Source organism: Pseudomonas ogarae (assembly GCF_014268695.2).
Classification (GTDB): Bacteria; Pseudomonadota; Gammaproteobacteria; order Pseudomonadales; family Pseudomonadaceae; genus Aquipseudomonas; species Aquipseudomonas kilonensis.
This window is the reverse complement of sequence record NZ_CP077086.1, coordinates 3205420-3222405: the sequence shown is the minus strand read 5'-3', so window position 1 is coordinate 3222405 and position 16986 is coordinate 3205420. Positions and strand designations below refer to the sequence as shown.

The following is a 16986-nucleotide window of genomic DNA, read 5'->3' as shown; positions in this document are numbered from 1 at the left end:
AGGCCCCGGACGGTTTGATCTGAATCAAAGGCAGGACAATCGACGGACGGATACGCGGGCACTGATCCAGATCAGAATCGATCGCCGTGGCGGGCGTAGAACAGTATCGAATGCGGAGCTTTTTATCGCACCGCACGTGCACATCCGAGGGAGGATCGCACCATGCTCACTGTCAAAGACCACAACGAACGCGCCGCAGCCCTGTATGCCAGCATCAGTGGCAAGCACTGGATCCAGGCACTCAAGGACGGCCGGCATGTCTTGATCCGCCCGCTCAGGGACCAGGATCGCCAGCGCGAATACGACTTCATCATGCGCCTGTCACCGGAGTCCCGGCACATGCGTTTCCTGGCGCAGATCAATGAGCCAGGTGCGGCGCTGCTCGATAATTTGATGGACGTCGACTGCAAGACGCGCATGGCCTACATCGCCCTGGTCCATGACAACGGCGAGTTGATCGAGATCGGGGTCAGTCGCTATTGCGCGACCCAGGAACACGAATGCGAGTGTGCGGTGACGGTCGCCGACCCTTGGCAACACCTGGGGCTGGGGACGTTGTTGATGGAACACCTGATCGACACCGCGCGTAAAAACGGCTACCGCCAGATGTACTCCGTCGATGCCGCCAGCAATGCCCCGATGCGGGACTTGGCCCATAGCCTGGGTTTTGAAACCCACAGCGATCCCGACGACACCCGGCAGGTCATCCACCGGCTCTACCTTTAGCCCCGAACGCTGGCGCGAGGCCTTGGTATGACCTCGCGCAGCGTTGCTCCAATCACGCTTGCGGCTTGATCGCCAACACGCTGCAAGGCGCCCGTTGCAGCAGTAGCTCGGCGGTGGTGCCCAGGCGCTTGTCCAGGCCACGATGCGCCGTGGTGCCCATGACGATGACATCGATCTGGTGATCGCTGGCGAAGGTGCAAATGCTGCTCAGCGGTGCCCCTTCAATGAAGTGGCGCTGCTGCGGCGCGACACCATGCCGCTCGGCCAGGGACTCGAACACCTCATGTTGTGCCTGGCCCAACGCTTCATAGAGCCCGGTGGCCAGGGGCAGCGCACCCATGCCCATGTCCGAGGCGTAGACAGCCGTCCAATCGAAGGCGTGCAGCAACTCGACCTGGGCGTTGCATTGCTCGGCCAGTTTGACCGCGGCGTCGACGATCTGGTCGTTGAATACCAGGTCCTGCTCCTCGCTGCGCAGCACATCGACAATCGCCAGGACCCGCCGAGGCCGCGGGTTACGCGAATCCGTGACCAGATGCACCGGCACCGGGCAGTCGCGCAGCAAGCGCCAGTCCAGGGGCGTGAAAAACACCCGCTTCATCGCCGGTTCCGGCTGCGCGTCCTTGATGATCAACGCCATCGGCATCTCCTTGACGTATTGCTGCAAGGCTTGGAAGGCATCCTTGCTCCAAACCACCTCGCAGGTCACCTCGACGCCGTGCCGGCGCGCCAGTTCGGCCTGTTGCCACAGCCAATGCCGATGGGTTTCCAGATAGCCCTCACGCGCTTGCTTGACCTGCTCCGGGGCGAACAGACCGGCCACCGAGAGCAACTCCAGGTAGTCGAACGCCACGATGTGCAGGGGCAGGTCCAGGGCCAGGGCCAACTCGGTGGCGCGGTCGAACGCCGGCGTACGGATCATGGCGTCAGGCGCCACTAGCAACAAACGTTGAGTCTGGGACATGGAACACCTCGGCACGTGGCAATAGCCACTTAAAGGATTGAGGGCTCCAGAATGGACGCCTGCCAGAGACAGGACTTGATCTTCATCAAACAGCCATCATTCACTCAGGCTGACAAACTCGGGAGCAACAGCCCCGCCCACATCGCCAGCGTGACCAACACCTGACCGGGAATCACATACCCGGCGAACCTTCGCCCGCCACTGAGCCAGGCTACGACGCATTTGCTCAGGGAGTTGCTGCTCAGCGCCATCAGGACCGGCACGGCGACGCCATCGAAGGGCAACAACCCGCCCTTGGCCAGGGAAGCAATGGAGGCTGTCGAGGCGTGGGCGTCGAGTAACCCGCTGAAAATCGCGGTGACGGTTACCCCGGCCTGGCCAAACGCATCGAGCATCGCCGACGAGAGGACGGTGATAGCGGCCATCGCCAGGACCATGGTCAACGCCAGCTTGAGGCTGAAGGCACCGCCATGCTTGATGGGCTCATCGGCCCGCGCCCTTGGCCGGGGAAACATCAGCACGCCGGCGTAGAGCAATACCATCAGCATTCCGCACACCAACGGCCCCCACATCCAACGCAGCAGCGCGGGGTCCACGGCCGCGAGGATCAGGCCCATTTGAGTCACCGTCGCCAGATTGGATAACATCGCCGCAGCGCTCACCACCTTGAGATTGATCGGCTCTTTGGCCGCGATACCGCCCATGGTCGCGACAGTCGCCGTGGCAGAAGCAAACCCCGAGGCAATCGCACTGAGGGCGTAGCCATAGCGGGTCCCCAGGGTTCGAACCGCGACATGCCCCAGCGCACCCACCGCCATCAGCATGACGGTGAGGGTGCACAGGTTGCGCAAGTTGATGGCGTCATAAGGCCCGAGGAATCGATCCGGCGCCAGCGGCAGCACGACCAGCGCGGCGATCAACAGCACCAGGCCATCGCGCATCTCGGTGGCCGTCAATTGGTTGCGGGCAAAGTGGTGCAACGCCTGGCGGCTGGCGAGCAGCCCGGCCATCACCACCCCAATCGCGGTCGCCAGGCCCGGGGCGCTCGCACAGAGCGCACCCAGTGCCAATACCGCGAATAACGCCACCTCGCTGGTAATGCCCGGGTCCTTATCGAGATTTCGCCAATAGGCCACGGTCACCAAGGCACCCAGGGCAAGGGTCATGCCCCCCAGCAACAAGGGACCGCCCGCCTGGATCGCCAGGTAGCCGAGCACCGACGTGATGGCGAAGGTGCGCAGGCCGGCGAAGTCGCGCCGGTCGCCCTCGCCTTTGCGCCGTTCGCGTTCAAGCCCCACCAGCAGGCCGATTCCCAGCGCGGCGGCGGCATTGGCGAAGGCCAGGGTTTCAGTCATGGTTACGGCTCTCTGGCGCCCTGGGGCGACGGTTCATGCTCAAACATAGCGCGATTGCCTCGCCGCTGCCGCCTTCGACGCAACGCTTTGAAGCGTGTTTGATGCAAATCAAGTTAGCGGGCGCCATGACGCTCATGATTGATGACAGACACCACGCCGCGCGAAACGTCGCCCGGCGCCAACAGGTCCTTGCCCGGGAGGTTTGTCATGTCTACGCAATCACGCTTGATGCTGGTCGTCTCGCCGCTGATGGAACACAGCCCGGCGTTCGACCGGGCTGCCGCACTGGCCAAGGCCGAAGGCGCCGCGCTACATATTGTCGCTTTTGACTACCTCGAAGGCCTGGCCACGGCCGGCCTGGTCAATGAGCAGGCACTGGAGCAGATGCGCCTGGGCTACATCGAGCGCCATCGGCAGTGGCTGGAGGAACAGGCCAGGCCCCTGCGCAAACTCGGTATCGAGGTCACGACAGAAGTGACGTGGGTCGAGCGCCCCTTGCAGGAGATCCTGGTCCACCTCAAGGAAGCGCCGATGGATGCGCTGATCAAGTCGGTGGACCCTGAGTCGTGGTTTTCCCGACTGATGTTCACGCCGCTGGACGTGCACCTGCTGCGCGAATGCGAAGTTCCGCTGCACTTCGTCAACAAGGTCACCCACGCCCGCCCGCGCAAGATCCTGGCGGCCATCGACCCGTTCCATCAGGACGGCCGCTACGAAGGCCTCAATGATCGGATCCTGAGCGAAGCCAACAAGCTGGCCAGCAGCTGCGACGCGACGCTGGAAGTCATCTACGCCTATGACCTTTCGTCCATTACCGCCGCTGAATACGGTTTTGGCAACGGTTCGATGTTCTTCTCCTCGACCCTGGCCCGTCAGCTCTACGAGTCCCAGGGCGCGGCATTCGATGCCCTGGCCGAACGCAATGGCATCGCCCCGGACCAGCGCCGCATGATCATGGGTGACCCGGCCAAAGTGTTGGCGAGCTACGCCGCGTCCAATGACATTGATGTCATCGTCATGGGGCGCGTGCGCTACGGCAGCCTGGACAAGCTGATCGGCAGCACTGTGGAAGGCCTGCTGTACAAGATGCCCTGCAGCGTGTGGGTGATTGCGCCGCAGCAGGTGGGCTGAAGGCAGAGCTGTGCCGATGGCCTGCAGAACAACCGCTCCGCACCCACAGGAACGCGGCTGATGAACCGACCGAGCAACATACCAGCGGCGCACCCGACAACGCCCTCGCAGAGCCTGGCCTGGTACACGTTGCCCGCCGAACAGGCGCTCAAACACCTGGGTGTCGATGAGCAAGCCGGGCTGGACATCGCCGAAGTCCAGGCCCGGCTCGAGCGTACGGGTTTCAACCGGTTGTCAGCGTCCGCCCGGCGGCCAGCATGGCGGCGATTTCTGCTGCAATTTCATAACATCCTGATTTATGTGCTGCTCGGTTCCGCTGCAATCACCGCAACGCTGCAGCACCTGTGGGACACGGTGGTCATTCTCGCTGTCGTGGTGGCCAATGCGATCATTGGCTATGTCCAGGAAGGCAAGGCCGAACAGGCCATGGATGCCATCCGCGACATGCTGGCGCCCCGTGCAACCGTGATTCGTGCCGGCGAACGCCTGGGCATCGCAGGCGAGGAACTGGTACCCGGCGATATCGTCTTGCTGGAGGCCGGCGACAAAGTCCCGGCGGATCTGCGCCTGCTGCATGCCAACCGGCTCCAGGTCCAGGAAGCCATCCTGACCGGAGAGTCCGCACCGGCTGAAAAAAATACCGAACCGGTGCGCATCGAAGCAGCCCTGGGTGATCGTGCCTGCATGGCCTTCAGTGGCACCCTGGTGACCTGCGGACAAGCGACAGGGGTCGTTGTCGCCACCGCGACATCGACTGAAATCGGGCACATCAGCAACCTGCTGTCGACAGTAGAGTCGCTGACGACGCCCCTGATACAGCAAATGGATGTCTTCGCCCGCTGGCTGACGCTATTGATATTGCTGATCGCCGGCCTGCTACTCGCTTATGGCCACTTTGTCGGGCATTACGTCTTCACCGAGATATTCATGGTCGTGGTGGGCATGTCAGTCGCGGCCATACCCGAGGGGTTGCCCGCCGTACTCACCATCACCCTGGCGGTGGGCGTGCGGGCGATGGCCCATCGCAACGCCATCGTTCGGCGCCTGCCGGCCATCGAAACCCTGGGCTCGGTATCGGTCATCTGCACCGACAAGACCGGCACCCTCACCCGTAACGAGATGATGGTGGCATCCGTCGTCACCAGCGACCTGACCTTCACGGTCGACGGCGTCGGCTACCAGCCCTCGGGCAACATGAACCTTGCCGATCAGTTGATCGACACCTCTCACCACCCGGTGCTGGCCGAACTGGGGCGCGCGACCAGCCTTTGCAATGACGCAAGCTTGAGGCAGCACGAAGACACCTGGAAAGTCGAAGGGGATCCCATGGAGGGCGCATTGCTGGTGTTTTGCGCCAAGGCCGGCATCAACGCCGAAGAGGAACGCGGCACCTGGGCCCGCACCGATGCCATTCCGTTCGACGCCAAACACCGCTTCATGGCAACACTGCATCACAACCATGACCGGCAAGCCGCGATTTATGTCAAAGGCGCGCCAGAGCAGATTCTGAGCATGTGCACGCGCCAGCGCAGCAGCCTGGGGGCAACGGCCCCGCTCGATGCCGACTATTGGCACGCGCAGGCCAATGCCATCGCCGGCAAAGGCCAACGCGTGTTGGCGCTCGCCGTCAGGTCAGTCCCGCCCGAACACGCCATCCTGGAATTTGCCGATGTGCAAGGGACACTGACCTTGCTTGGCCTGGTCGGGATGATCGACCCGCCCCGCCCGGAAACGATCCAGGCGATCCAGCAATGCCAGGCGGCCGGCATTGTCGTGAAAATGATCACCGGCGACCACGCCGGTACCGCCTGCGCCATCGGTGAACAGATCGGCCTGGACAACCCCGACAAGGTCCTGACCGGCAACGACCTGGACGCCATGAACGATGCCACCCTCAGGGAATCGCTCAAGCAAGTGAACATCTTCGCGCGTACCAGCCCCGAACATAAGCTGCGGCTGGTGACGTTGCTGCAACTCAACGGCATGACGGTGGCGATGACCGGTGACGGCGTCAACGACGCGCCAGCGCTCAAGCGCGCAGATGCCGGCATCGCCATGGGCGGCAAAGGCAGTGAAGCGGCCAAGGAAGCCGCAGACCTGGTACTGGCGGACGATAACTTCGCCTCCATCGTGGCCGCTGTGCGTGAAGGCCGGACGGTCTATGACAACATCAAGAAAGTCCTGAGCTGGACATTACCCACCAACGCGGGCGAGACAATGACCCTGATTGTCGCGCTGCTGTTTGGCCTTACATTGCCAGTCACGGCGATACAGATCCTGTGGATCAACCTGATCACCGCCATCACGCTGGGTGTCGCGTTGGCGTTCGAACCAACCGAAGACAACACCATGCGCAGGCCTCCGCGCTCACGACAGGCGCCGTTGATCAGCGGCGCACTGGTCTGGCATATGGTGCTGGTTTCCATTCTGTTCCTGTGCGGTGTCTACGGCATCTTTACCTATGCCCTGGACCGAGGCTACTCCGTCGAACTGGCCCGCACCCTGGCGGTGAACACCTTGGTGGTGATGGAAATTTTCCATCTGTTCTTTATCCGCAATCTCTACGGCACGTCGCTGACCTGGAAGGGCCTTCGAGGTACGAAGGTTGTGTGGGCGACCATCGCGGTGGTGACCGTAGCCCAGTTCGCCATCACCTACGCGCCGCCGCTGCAAGCCGTGTTCGCGACCCAAGCGGTCCCCTTCAAGGACGGACTGCTGATCATCGCGGTGGGCATTGCGCTGTTCGCCATCATCGAAATTGAAAAACAGCTTCGACTGCGTTTAACCGAGTCCGATCGTCAACCGTGACGATCCCACTCCCCGCTCCACCAGCCTGCAAGGAACTGAACCATGAACGCACCCAGACTCGCCGCCCTCGCCCTGACCGCGGTGCTTTTCCCCACGCTGACCTTTGCCCAGCAAGCCACCGACGCCGCCAAGCCGGCGCCGCAGTCGATGAGCATCGAGCAATTTGACCAGGATATGGCGAAGGCCCAGGAAAACCTGAAGAAGATGCAGGAGCAAATGAGCCTGATCCAGAAAACCACCGATCCGGCGCAACGCCAGAAACTCATGCAAGAGCACCAGGCCTCGATGCGGCAAAGCATGCAGATGATGAATGGGATGATGGGGTGTTGCGGGGGTGGAATGATGGGCGGCCACATGAAGGGAAACGGCCCGATGATGGGTTGGAAACAAATGGGCAACCACTATTCCCAGATGACGCCCGAGCAGATGAAGCAGCACCAGTACATGATGGACCGAAACATGGGCATGCAACAGATGATGATGGAGCAGATGATGCAGCACCAGCAGAATATGGGTACGCCAGCTCCCTAGACCTGTCTCCCTGGGCAGCGCCTGGCCTCCAAGTGCTGCCCACCCCACCTGCCGCGTCGGCAGGTGAGGTTTTCGATAACCGTGTAGTCATCGCGGGGCTTGTCATCAGGCCTCAGTGCAAGAACTTCAACCCGCCGGCAAGCGCAAGCGCCACCAGGCAGGTCCAGCCTGAGAACATCCTTCGCCAGACAAGCCTGCGCGGAATGAACCCCACCCCTCTGACAAAGGCCACGCTCATAGCGATGAACAATGCCGTTGCCAGCGCATGGTCGGCTTTCCCATCCGGCGCCGTCATCAGTGGCGGGTAGAGCGTACAGGCCAGCATGATCGTCACCGCGACGACCAGGCTCAGCCGATGCAGCCGTGACGAGGGCTGAACGTCAGCGACATCCGGCGTCATGGCTGCGCCTCGTCACGATCGCTCATGGCTCGACCGGCCTCGTTCTCACCCCACATCGCATTGAGTATCGCCAGCAGCAGTGCGAAACCGACTCCCAGCATCCAGGCGAAATACCACATATTGCTTTACTCCTCTGTCGACACTAGTACGCCGAATGTTCGTTGGCCTTGATCTGGGTGGCCGTGACCTTGCCGCGCATGACGCGATACGCCCAAGCGGTATAGATCACGATCAATGGCATGAAGAACAACGTGGCCCAGAACATGATGGCCAGGCTCAGGTGACTGGAAACACTGTCCCACACGGTCAGGCTTGCCGCAGGCATCGATGACGACGGCATGACAAAGGGGAACATCGATACCCCTGCCGTACTGATGACGCCCACCACTGCAAGCGATGACGCGACGAACGCGCAAAGGGTACGGCGCCTCATCAGCAACAGCGCCGCAGCGGCTGCGCCGGCCAGGCCAAGCGTGGGCAGCAGCCACAGCGAAGGATAGCGGCCATAGTTGGCCATCCAGGCCCCCGCCTCCCTCACGACCGACTTGCCGAGAATGTCAGGCAACCCGGCGGTATCCACAAGCGAGGTGATGCGATACCCCTCGATCCATTGCAGCCAGATGCCCGCTACGACAAACGAACACACCAGTACGATGGCAGCGCCTACCGCGCCTTTTATCGCCCGGGACTGAATGCTGCCCTCGGTGCGATGGGCCAGGTACGTGCCCCCCTGCAGCGTAATCATGGCGCTGCTGACCACGCCGGTCAGCAGCGCGAAAGGGTTGAACAATTGCCAGAAGCTGCCGGTATACGTTGACACCAGGTACTCATTGAAGTGAAACGGTACGCCCTGCAACAGGTTGCCAAACGCGATGCCGAACACCAGCGGCGGCACAGCCCCACCCACGAACAGCCCCCAATCCCAGGTACTGCGCCACACCGGGTTGTGGATTTTGCTGCGGTAGTCGAAACCCACCGGGCGGAAGAACAATGCCCAGAGCACCAGGATCATCGCCCAATAAAACCCACTGAACGCCGTGGCATAGACCACCGGCCATGCGGCGAACAACGCGCCACCGGCCGTAATGAACCAGACCTGATTGCCATCCCAGTGCGGGCCCACGGTGTTGATCACGACGCGGCGCTCCATGTCATTGCGCCCCACGAACGGCAACAGCGTGCCGACGCCCATGTCGTGGCCATCCATGATGGCGAAACCTATGAGCAGGACGCCGACCAGCGCCCACCAGATGATCTTGAGCGTGAAGTAATCAAGCATGGTGAAGCTCCTTCAACTTGGCGTCGTGGACATAACGACCGGTACCGAGGCTGCCGGGCCCCTGGCGGGCGAACTTGACCATCAGGAACATTTCCACCGCCAGCAGCACGGTGTAGAAAACAACGAACCCAGCCAGCGAGCCGTACAGGTTATCGACGCTGAGGGTGGAAACGCTCATGTGGGTCGGCAACACACCGTAGATGGTCCAGGGTTGGCGGCCGTACTCGGCCACGAACCAGCCCAGTTCGCAGGCAAGCCATGGCGCAGGCAGCATCAACAGTGCGCAGCGCAGTAACCCGCGATGATGTGCGCCGCTCGACTTCAAGGTGCTCCAGAAGGCCAGCCCGAACAGCACGAGCATGGCAAAGCCCAGGCCAACCATGATCCGGAACCCCCAGAACATCGGGGTCACGCGCGGGACGGTATCGTTCACCGCTTTGTCGATGATGGCTGGCGTGGCCTGGTTGACATCCTCGACGTACTTTTTAAGCAGCAGGCCAAAGCCAAGATCGGCCTTGTACGCTTCGAAAGTATCGAACGCGGCCTTATCGGTGCGATCGGCGCGCAGTGCTTCAAGCGCATTGACCGCAGTAATGCCCCGCAGAATGCGTGCGCGGTTTTTCGCCTTGATGTCATGGATGCCCGGAATCTGCTTGCTGACCGAGCGCGTGCCGATCAAGCCCATCATCCACGGCACATCGAGTTCCCAGTTATTCCTGGATTCGGCTTCATTGATGCTGGCCACCAGGGTCAGGCCCGCCGGCGCGGGTTTGGTTTCCCACATGGCCTCCATGGCCGCCAGCTTGGTTTGCTGCGCCTCGCCCACCGTGTAACCCGACTCATCCCCCAGCACGATGACACTCAACACCGAGGCCAGGCCGAAGGCAGCCGCCACCCGGAAACTGCGCTTGGCGAACTCGACATCACGCCCCTTGAGCAAGTACCAACTGGAAATCGACAACACAAACATCGAGCCGGTGACATAACCGGCAGACACCGTGTGGACAAACTTGGCCTGCGCCACCGGGTTGAAGACCACGGCCCAGAAATCCACCATTTCCATGCGCATGGTGATGTAACTGAATTCCGAACCCACCGGGTTCTGCATCCAGCCATTGGCGATCAGAATCCACAGCGCCGACAGGTTTGTGCCAATGGCCATCAGCAGCGTGACCAGCAAATGATGTTCTTTCTTCAGGCGATCCCAACCGAAAAAGAACAACCCGATCATGGTCGATTCAAGAAAGAACGCCATCAGGCCCTCGATGGCCAGCGGAGCACCGAAGATGTCTCCTACGTAGTGCGAGTAGTACGCCCAGTTGGTGCCGAACTGAAACTCCAAGGTGATGCCAGTGGTCACGCCCAACGCGAAGTTGATACCGAACAATTTGCCCCAGAAGCGAGTCATGTCTTTCCAGATGACATTGCCGGTCATCACGTAGACGCTTTCCATGATGACCAGCAGCCACACCATCCCCACGGTGAGCGGCACAAATAGAAAGTGGTACAGCGCAGTGGCTGCGAATTGCAGCCGTGACAGATCCACCAGTTGTTCTGAGATCACTTGCTTGCCCCTTGAGCCGAGGTGGGTACGCCGAATCTGTCGCTGATGGTGTTCGAGTCGACGCTGACGCGCGAATCCTTGATGAACAGCCACCACAGCACTGTCAGCACGACCAGTTTGATCAGCACTGCTGTGAGCAGATGGCGACGCAGTCGTTTATCGGAAATAGTCATGGGGCAAGCATTAGCACGGCTCATGCCAACGCCTGAATTTATTATTTATTCTTATAAACCAATCACTTAGCTATAAACGCCAAAGCTCATCGTTTGGTTTGGAGGGAATAAAACCTGCCAAACTGCCAGGGGCTGGCAGTCATTGGCAGTCAAGGCTCGATGGGGCTCAGGCCAGGCCTTGTTCTTTCAACCGTCGGTACAACGTGCGTTCACTCACGCCCAGGTGGTTGGCCAGTTCGCTGCGGGTGCCTTTGAAAGTGGCCACGAGCTGTTCCAGGTCCCTGCTATCGGGCGCAGGCGTCAAGGCCGGGGCGAACAACGCCACGGGGGGCGCGGGCAGATGCAAGGCGTGAATGACGCCGTCGTCGGCAAACAGCGCAGCTCTTTCCAGGACATTGCGCAGCTCGCGGATGTTGCCCGGCCAGGAAGACCGCTGCAATTGCATCAGCGCCTCGGGATCGATGGTCAGTCGACGCTTACCGATCCCGGAGCGTTGCAGGAACGAATCCACCAACAAGCCGATGTCTTCAAGGCGATGCCGCAAGGGCGGTAAATGGATGGGAAAAACGCTGATGCGATAGTACAGGTCCTGCCTGAACTCGCCTTTCTCGAGCATTTTCTCCAGCGGCTTATGGGTCGCGGCCACCAATCTGAAATCCGCGTGCAGGGTTTCCACACTGCCGACACGGCGATAGGTTCCAGACTCGATCAGTCGCAACAGTTTCACCTGCATGGCCAGGGGAACGTCGCCTATCTCATCGAGAAACAGCGTGCCGCCCTGGGCCGTCTCCACCAGGCCCACCTTGCGCACGGTGGCGCCGGTAAACGCGCCCTTTTCATGGCCGAACAGCTCGCTCTCGAACAGGGTTTCGGTCAACCCGGAGCAATCGACTACGACAAAAGGCCCGGCTGCCCGCTCACTGGTTTCATGGACGGCGCGGGCAAACAGCTCCTTGCCTGTGCCGGACTCTCCCAGCAGCAGGACCGGCAACATCGAGGGCGCTACCCGCTGCAGTTCCAACAGCGCCTGATTAAAGGCCGGCGAACTGCCCACCAGCCCCTCATTGCTAGGCCGTGCCGATGCGCTCCGCACCTGGGTAAGGCGCTCCACATAAGCGGTGATGACGCCGTGTTCATTGAGGATCGGGCGCAATTCCACATCGACGTGTTCGGGCCCGCGCGGGGTGTGATGAATGTGCAAGACCCGATCCGGACTGCGCATCTCCCTGGCCTTTTTCATCGGGCAGTTCTCACCGGCCTGGTCACAAGGCACATCGTAGTGGTGGGAAACCCGATAACACTTATGGCCAATGAACGGCCTGTCGGCGCTGCCGAACTGACGCAGGTAAGCCGTGTTCGCCGCCAGGATGTTGTAATCGGGATCGAGGACGATCATCGGCTGGGGCTCGTGCTCCAGAAACGAGACCAGGGACTGCACCTGGTCTGGATGCGGAAGCAGGTCTTGGGTGGGCGGCAGGCTGTGTGTCATCGCGGCTCCAGTGATTCATCCAGCAAGGGTGACACTGCCACTATGCCAACAAACGCTGCCAATGGCAGTTTAATTGTCTGGACATCGGAACAGGCGTTGTCGGCACCGATGAATTTAAATCAATAAAATCATACGGTTAGCGTTTTTAAGCCGCCCAGGATCGACATGGCAGCATTATTGCTGTGTCTGTTCTTCAAGCGGCTGAGAGCCCCGAAGGAGACCGTTTATGACCGTAAAACCGTACGTCGAAGGATTTTTCGATCCTGAGACCCACACTGTCAGCTATCTGGTGCTGGACGAAGCGACCCGCCAGTGCGCGTTGATCGACAGCGTCCTGGATTACGATCCCAAATCAGGCCGTACCACAACCACCTCGGCCGACAAGCTGATGGCCCGGGTGATCGAGTTGGGGGCGAAGGTCGAATGGATTCTTGAAACCCACGTCCACGCCGACCACCTCACCGCCGCCCCGTACCTGAAGGAAAAACTCGGTGGCACGATAGGGATCGGCAGCCAGATTACCGCCGTGCAGGAAGTCTTTGGCACGCTGTTCAACACAGGTGGGCAGATGCCCCGCGATGGCAGTCAGTTCGACCATCTGTTCGTCAATGACGAGTCGTTCACAGTTGGAACGCTGCAATGCCGTGCGCTCCACACACCGGGCCACACGCCCGCCTGCATGACGTATGTCATCAGCGACGGTCAGGAAACGGCGGCATTCGTTGGCGACACCTTGTTCATGCCCGACTACGGTACCGCACGGTGTGATTTCCCCGGTGGCGACGCGCATACCTTGTTCCGATCCATCAACAAGGTCTTGAGCCTGCCGGCCAACACCCTCCTCTACACCTGTCACGATTACCAACCGGGTGGCCGCGAGGTGCAATTTTCCAGCACCGTCGCCGAGCAACGTGCCGACAATGTCCACGTCCGTAACGGCATCAGTGAAGAAGCATTCGTAGCGATGCGCACCCAGCGCGATGCCTCGCTGGACATGCCGACGCTCATCCTGCCATCGGTCCAGGTCAACATGCGGGCCGGGCATTTCCCGGAGCCGGAATCGAACGGCACGTGCTACCTGAAAATCCCACTCAATCGGCTCTGAAGACCCGCCCCCTCTCATAAGAAAAACCGTCATCACGGAGACAGTCATGGACATCCGCCACCTTGCGTCCGGCCTCTCGATCTCAGGGCAGATTCATCCCGACCAAATGAGTGAGATCAAAACCAGCGGCTTTCGCGCCATCATCTGTAACCGGCCTGATGGCGAAGGCAGCGATCAACCTTTGTTTGCCGACATCCAGCGTGCGGCACAAGCGATGGGTATCGAGGCGCATTACCTTGCCGCAGAGTCCGGCAAGGTGACCGACGAACAGGGCGTTGCCTTCGGCAAATTGCTCGAGTCCTTGCCCAAGCCAGTGTTGGCGTATTGCCGCTCCGGCATGCGCTCGACGACGATGTGGGCACTGTCCCAGGCCGGCCAGCAACCCTTGCCAAAAATTGTCGAAGCCGCCAGGAAAGCCGGTTTCGACATGAAAGGCGTCATTCGCAGAATTGCCAACGAGGGACGCACCCCTGTTGGCGTGGCCGAAGCCCGGCATGCCGTGGTCATTGTCGGCGGCGGTGCGGCGGGCATCGCGGCAGCTTCAAGCCTATTGGCCCGCGAGCCAGACCTGGACATTGCCATTATTGATCCGGCGGATGTGCATTATTACCAGCCCGGCTGGACCCTCGTCGGCGGTGGCGTGTTCGAGGCACAGCAAACCGCCCACACGATGGGCGCGACCATTCCCCGGGGCGTGCATTGGATCAAAGCGGCTGTTGCGGCCTTCGAACCTGAAAACGACGCCATTATTCTCGATGGATGCCGCGTGGTCCGCTACGAGCAGTTGATCGTGTGCCCGGGCCTTAAACTGGATTGGCATGCCATTGAAGGCCTGCCGCAGACACTGGGGCGCAACGGCGTCACCTCGAACTATCTGTACCACCTGGCCCCCTACACCTGGGAACAGGTGCAGCAACTGCGCAGTGGCCGGGCGATTTTCACGCAGCCCCCCATGCCGATCAAATGCGCTGGAGCCCCTCAAAAAGCGATGTACCTGTGCGCCGACCACTGGAGACGCCAAGGCGTACTCGACGATATCGAGATCGACTTCTGCACCGCCGGGACAGTCCTGTTCGGCGTTCCCGACTACGTGCCGGCCCTGATGGAATACGTCCACGCCTATGGGATCGACCTGAATTTCGGCAGCACGCTAACGTCGGTCGATGGACCGGCACAAACGGCGACCTTCAGGTGCGTCAAGGTCGATGGCAGTACTCACCTGGTGACGCACGACTTCGACCTGCTGCATGTGGTACCTCCCCAGGTGGCGCCGGATTTTATCCGTGTAAGCCCTCTGGCCGATGGGGCGGGCTGGATCGATGTCGATCCCGACAGCTTGCGGCATAAGACCTGGGCGAATATTCACGCATTGGGCGATGCGACCAATACCAGCAACGCAAAAACCGCAGCGGCGGCGCGCAAGCAGGCGCCCGTGGTCGCCCATAATGTGCTGGCGGCCATGGGCAAGGCCAAGGGCAGCGCCCATTACGACGGCTACGGTTCCTGCCCGCTGACCGTGGAGCGAGGCAAAGTCGTTCTCGCTGAATTCACCTACGGCGGCAAGCTTGCCCCCAGCTTCCCGTCCTGGCTGATCGACGGTACTCGGCCTTCGAGACTCGCCTGGCTACTTAAAGAGCGCATTCTTCCACCGCTGTACTGGAAAGCCATGCTCAAGGGCCGTGAATGGCTGGCAAAACCTGAACTGGCGGACCTATGAAATCAAACCTCTGCTCCAGGAGACCGAGATGATTACCGTCCTGGTACTGGGCTTTTCGGTGGGCGTGATCCTGGCGCTGACCGGTTCTGGCGGCGGCATACTCGCCGTCCCGTTCCTGGTTTTTGGCGTGGGCATGGGCATGGCCGAAGCCGGGCCCATTGGTTTGCTGGCGGTGGGCCTGGCCGCCACCCTGGGCGCCGTAATGGGCCTGCGCAATGGCATCGTGCGCTACAAGGCCGCACTGCTGACGGCCAGTGCGGGGGTCATCTGCTCGCCATTGGGCCTTTGGTTGGCGCAGCGCACGCCCAACCGCCCGCTGACGATCCTGTTTGCCTTGTTGCTCATGTACGTGGCGTTCCGGGCCTTTCAAAAATCACTGCCGTCTCGTGTCGGGGCAAAGGCCTGCGAAACACGCAAGCCGCCGCCCTGTGTCCTGGACGAAAATCGCGGCAAGCTGAACTGGACCGGCCCTTGTGCGTGGGCCCTCACGGCTTCGGGCATGGTCGCCGGGGTTCTATCCGGGTTGCTCGGCGTCGGCGGTGGTTTCGTCATGGTTCCGGCACTCCAGCGGTACACCAATTTGACCACCCAGTCGGTGCTCGCCACGTCGCTGACCGTCATCGCTTTGGTTTCCATGTCAGGGGTGCTGGCGAGTTCGGCGACGGGCCACCTGCAATGGGCAATAGCGCTACCCTTTTCCATGGGGGCCATCGTCGGCATGCTCGGCGGGCGCCTGGTCGCTGCCAGGTTGCCGGAACCCTATCTGCAAAGAGGCTTCGCCCTGGTGTCGACGCTGGTAGCGGTCGCCCTGCTGGTAAAAGCCCTGGGTTGAATCGCGTAATGGAATATCAACGATGTGTAGCGGAGAACGCTGATGAATCTTGACTGGCTCAACTTTACGCCTTGGTCATCCCTTGCCGGCGGCATGTTGATTGGCCTGGCGGCCAGCCTGTTCGTGGTTGCCAACGGCCGGATCGCCGGCATCAGTGGGCTGATCGGCAGCCTGCTGCAGCGTGGCAGCGAAGGCCTGGGCGAGAAGGCCCTGTTTCTCCTGGGCCTGCTCGTCGCGCCGCTGTTATGGGGCGTGTTTGCCACCTTGCCGCCGATCGAGTTCCAGAACGGCTGGTTCGGCCTCACCGTCGCCGGCCTGTTGGTGGGGGTCGGCACTCGTTACGGTTCGGGCTGCACCAGTGGCCATGGCGTGTGTGGTCTATCGCGCCTTTCACCGCGTTCGATGGTCGCCACGGCGTGTTTCATGCTCAGCGGTTTCGCCACGGTATTTGTCCTGCGTCACGTGATGGGGGTTTGAACATGCGCAAACTGACAGCATTCATCGCCGGCCTGCTCTTTGGCCTCGGGCTGCTCCTGGCAGGCATGGCCAACCCGAAAAAAGTGTTGGGTTTCCTGGACCTGGCCGGCGCCTGGGATCCGTCCCTGGCGCTGGTGATGATCGGGGCGATTGGCACCGCCATCGTCCCCCTGGCCTGGGCACGCCAACAGACTCAGTCGCTGCTGGGCAGCCCCATGCAGTTGCCGGTCAAGCGAGAACTGGACCCACGCCTGATCGGTGGCAGCCTGGTGTTTGGCATCGGCTGGGGCATCGCCGGCATCTGCCCTGGCCCCGCCGTGGCCATCCTGCTGACCGGGCACTGGCAGGCCTTTGTGTTCATGCTGGCCATGTTGGCGGGCATGTTGTTGTTCACCGCGCTGGAAACCCGGCGCGGCCATTGATCGGGAGATTGTC

17 protein-coding genes are annotated in these 16986 nt (G+C 61.2%); 9 read left to right on the top strand and 8 right to left on the bottom strand.

Annotation, left to right across the window (positions count from 1 at the left end; all coding sequences use genetic code 11):
• Positions 1-162: 162 nt before the first annotated feature.
• Positions 163-726 (top strand): GNAT family N-acetyltransferase, encoded by a 564-nt coding sequence (locus tag HU749_RS14020; RefSeq protein ID WP_014338546.1) that lies wholly within the window; start codon positions 163-165, stop codon positions 724-726.
• Between the two features lie 52 nt (positions 727-778).
• On the opposite strand, the gene HU749_RS14015 is transcribed toward HU749_RS14020, so the two are convergent.
• A complete protein-coding gene (locus tag HU749_RS14015; protein WP_014338545.1) occupies positions 779-1690 on the bottom strand; it encodes a universal stress protein in 912 nt (303 codons plus the stop codon).
• A gap of 104 nt (positions 1691-1794) precedes the next feature.
• Positions 1795-3045, bottom strand: a complete 1251-nt coding sequence (locus HU749_RS14010; protein ID WP_186650763.1) for an MgtC/SapB family protein — start codon at positions 3043-3045, stop codon at positions 1795-1797.
• A 207-nt stretch (positions 3046-3252) separates the two neighbouring features.
• On the opposite strand from HU749_RS14010, the gene HU749_RS14005 reads away from it, so the two are divergent.
• Genes HU749_RS14005 through HU749_RS13995 form a run of 3 tightly spaced genes read left to right on the top strand, consistent with a single transcriptional unit; the run spans position 3253 to position 7515 of the window.
• Positions 3253-4176 carry a universal stress protein gene (locus tag HU749_RS14005; RefSeq protein ID WP_046062237.1) on the top strand — a complete coding sequence of 308 codons (924 nt, stop codon included), beginning with the start codon at positions 3253-3255 and terminating at the stop codon, positions 4174-4176.
• A 60-nt stretch (positions 4177-4236) separates the two neighbouring features.
• Positions 4237-6984 (top strand): cation-transporting P-type ATPase, encoded by a 2748-nt coding sequence (locus HU749_RS14000; RefSeq protein WP_186650765.1) that lies wholly within the window; start codon positions 4237-4239, stop codon positions 6982-6984.
• Between the two features lie 42 nt (positions 6985-7026).
• The gene (locus HU749_RS13995) at positions 7027-7515 is read left to right on the top strand and encodes a hypothetical protein (protein WP_079301863.1); all 489 of its coding nucleotides are present in this window, start codon (positions 7027-7029) and stop codon (positions 7513-7515) included.
• 112 nt (positions 7516-7627) lie between these two features.
• Here the strand turns inward: HU749_RS13995 and HU749_RS13990 are convergent, their stop codons facing one another.
• The 6 genes from HU749_RS13990 to HU749_RS13965 all read right to left on the bottom strand — a co-directional run bounded on the left by HU749_RS13990 (position 7628) and on the right by HU749_RS13965 (position 12420).
• Complete coding sequence (locus HU749_RS13990; RefSeq protein WP_046062234.1) at positions 7628-7915, bottom strand: cyd operon YbgE family protein; 288 nt, start codon at positions 7913-7915, stop codon at positions 7628-7630.
• Positions 7912-8034, bottom strand: a complete 123-nt coding sequence (cydX, locus tag HU749_RS13985) for a cytochrome bd-I oxidase subunit CydX (protein ID WP_003201151.1) — start codon at positions 8032-8034, stop codon at positions 7912-7914. Before cydX ends, HU749_RS13990 begins: the two co-directional genes overlap by 4 nt.
• Before the next feature lie 23 nt (positions 8035-8057).
• A complete protein-coding gene (gene cydB / locus HU749_RS13980; RefSeq protein ID WP_079301861.1) occupies positions 8058-9194 on the bottom strand; it encodes a cytochrome d ubiquinol oxidase subunit II in 1137 nt (378 codons plus the stop codon).
• Positions 9187-10758: a cytochrome ubiquinol oxidase subunit I gene (locus tag HU749_RS13975; RefSeq protein WP_079301860.1), complete on the bottom strand. Its 1572-nt coding sequence runs from the start codon at positions 10756-10758 to the stop codon at positions 9187-9189. Before HU749_RS13975 ends, cydB begins: the two co-directional genes overlap by 8 nt.
• On the bottom strand, positions 10755-10955 hold the full coding sequence (gene cydP, locus HU749_RS13970) for a cytochrome oxidase putative small subunit CydP (protein WP_139381059.1): 201 nt from the start codon (positions 10953-10955) through the stop codon (positions 10755-10757). The genes HU749_RS13975 and cydP overlap by 4 nt, the downstream gene beginning before the upstream one ends.
• A 142-nt stretch (positions 10956-11097) precedes the next feature.
• Complete coding sequence (locus tag HU749_RS13965; protein ID WP_186650768.1) at positions 11098-12420, bottom strand: sigma-54 interaction domain-containing protein; 1323 nt, start codon at positions 12418-12420, stop codon at positions 11098-11100.
• Positions 12421-12646: 226 nt separating this feature from the next.
• Here HU749_RS13965 and HU749_RS13960 point away from each other — a divergent pair, with 226 nt between their 5' ends.
• Genes HU749_RS13960 through HU749_RS13940 form a run of 5 tightly spaced genes read left to right on the top strand, consistent with a single transcriptional unit; the run spans position 12647 to position 16973 of the window.
• Complete coding sequence (locus tag HU749_RS13960; RefSeq protein ID WP_079301858.1) at positions 12647-13525, top strand: MBL fold metallo-hydrolase; 879 nt, start codon at positions 12647-12649, stop codon at positions 13523-13525.
• A gap of 46 nt (positions 13526-13571) precedes the next feature.
• On the top strand, positions 13572-15242 hold the full coding sequence (locus HU749_RS13955; RefSeq protein ID WP_095962246.1) for a bifunctional protein tyrosine phosphatase family protein/NAD(P)/FAD-dependent oxidoreductase: 1671 nt from the start codon (positions 13572-13574) through the stop codon (positions 15240-15242).
• Between the two features lie 28 nt (positions 15243-15270).
• Positions 15271-16074 (top strand): sulfite exporter TauE/SafE family protein, encoded by an 804-nt coding sequence (locus HU749_RS13950; RefSeq protein ID WP_186650770.1) that lies wholly within the window; start codon positions 15271-15273, stop codon positions 16072-16074.
• A 42-nt stretch (positions 16075-16116) separates the two neighbouring features.
• Positions 16117-16551, top strand: coding sequence for a YeeE/YedE family protein (locus tag HU749_RS13945; RefSeq protein ID WP_186650772.1), 435 nt, complete (start codon positions 16117-16119; stop codon positions 16549-16551).
• Between the two features lie 2 nt (positions 16552-16553).
• A complete protein-coding gene (locus HU749_RS13940; RefSeq protein ID WP_079301855.1) occupies positions 16554-16973 on the top strand; it encodes a DUF6691 family protein in 420 nt (139 codons plus the stop codon).
• The last annotated feature ends 13 nt before the right edge of the window (positions 16974-16986 follow it).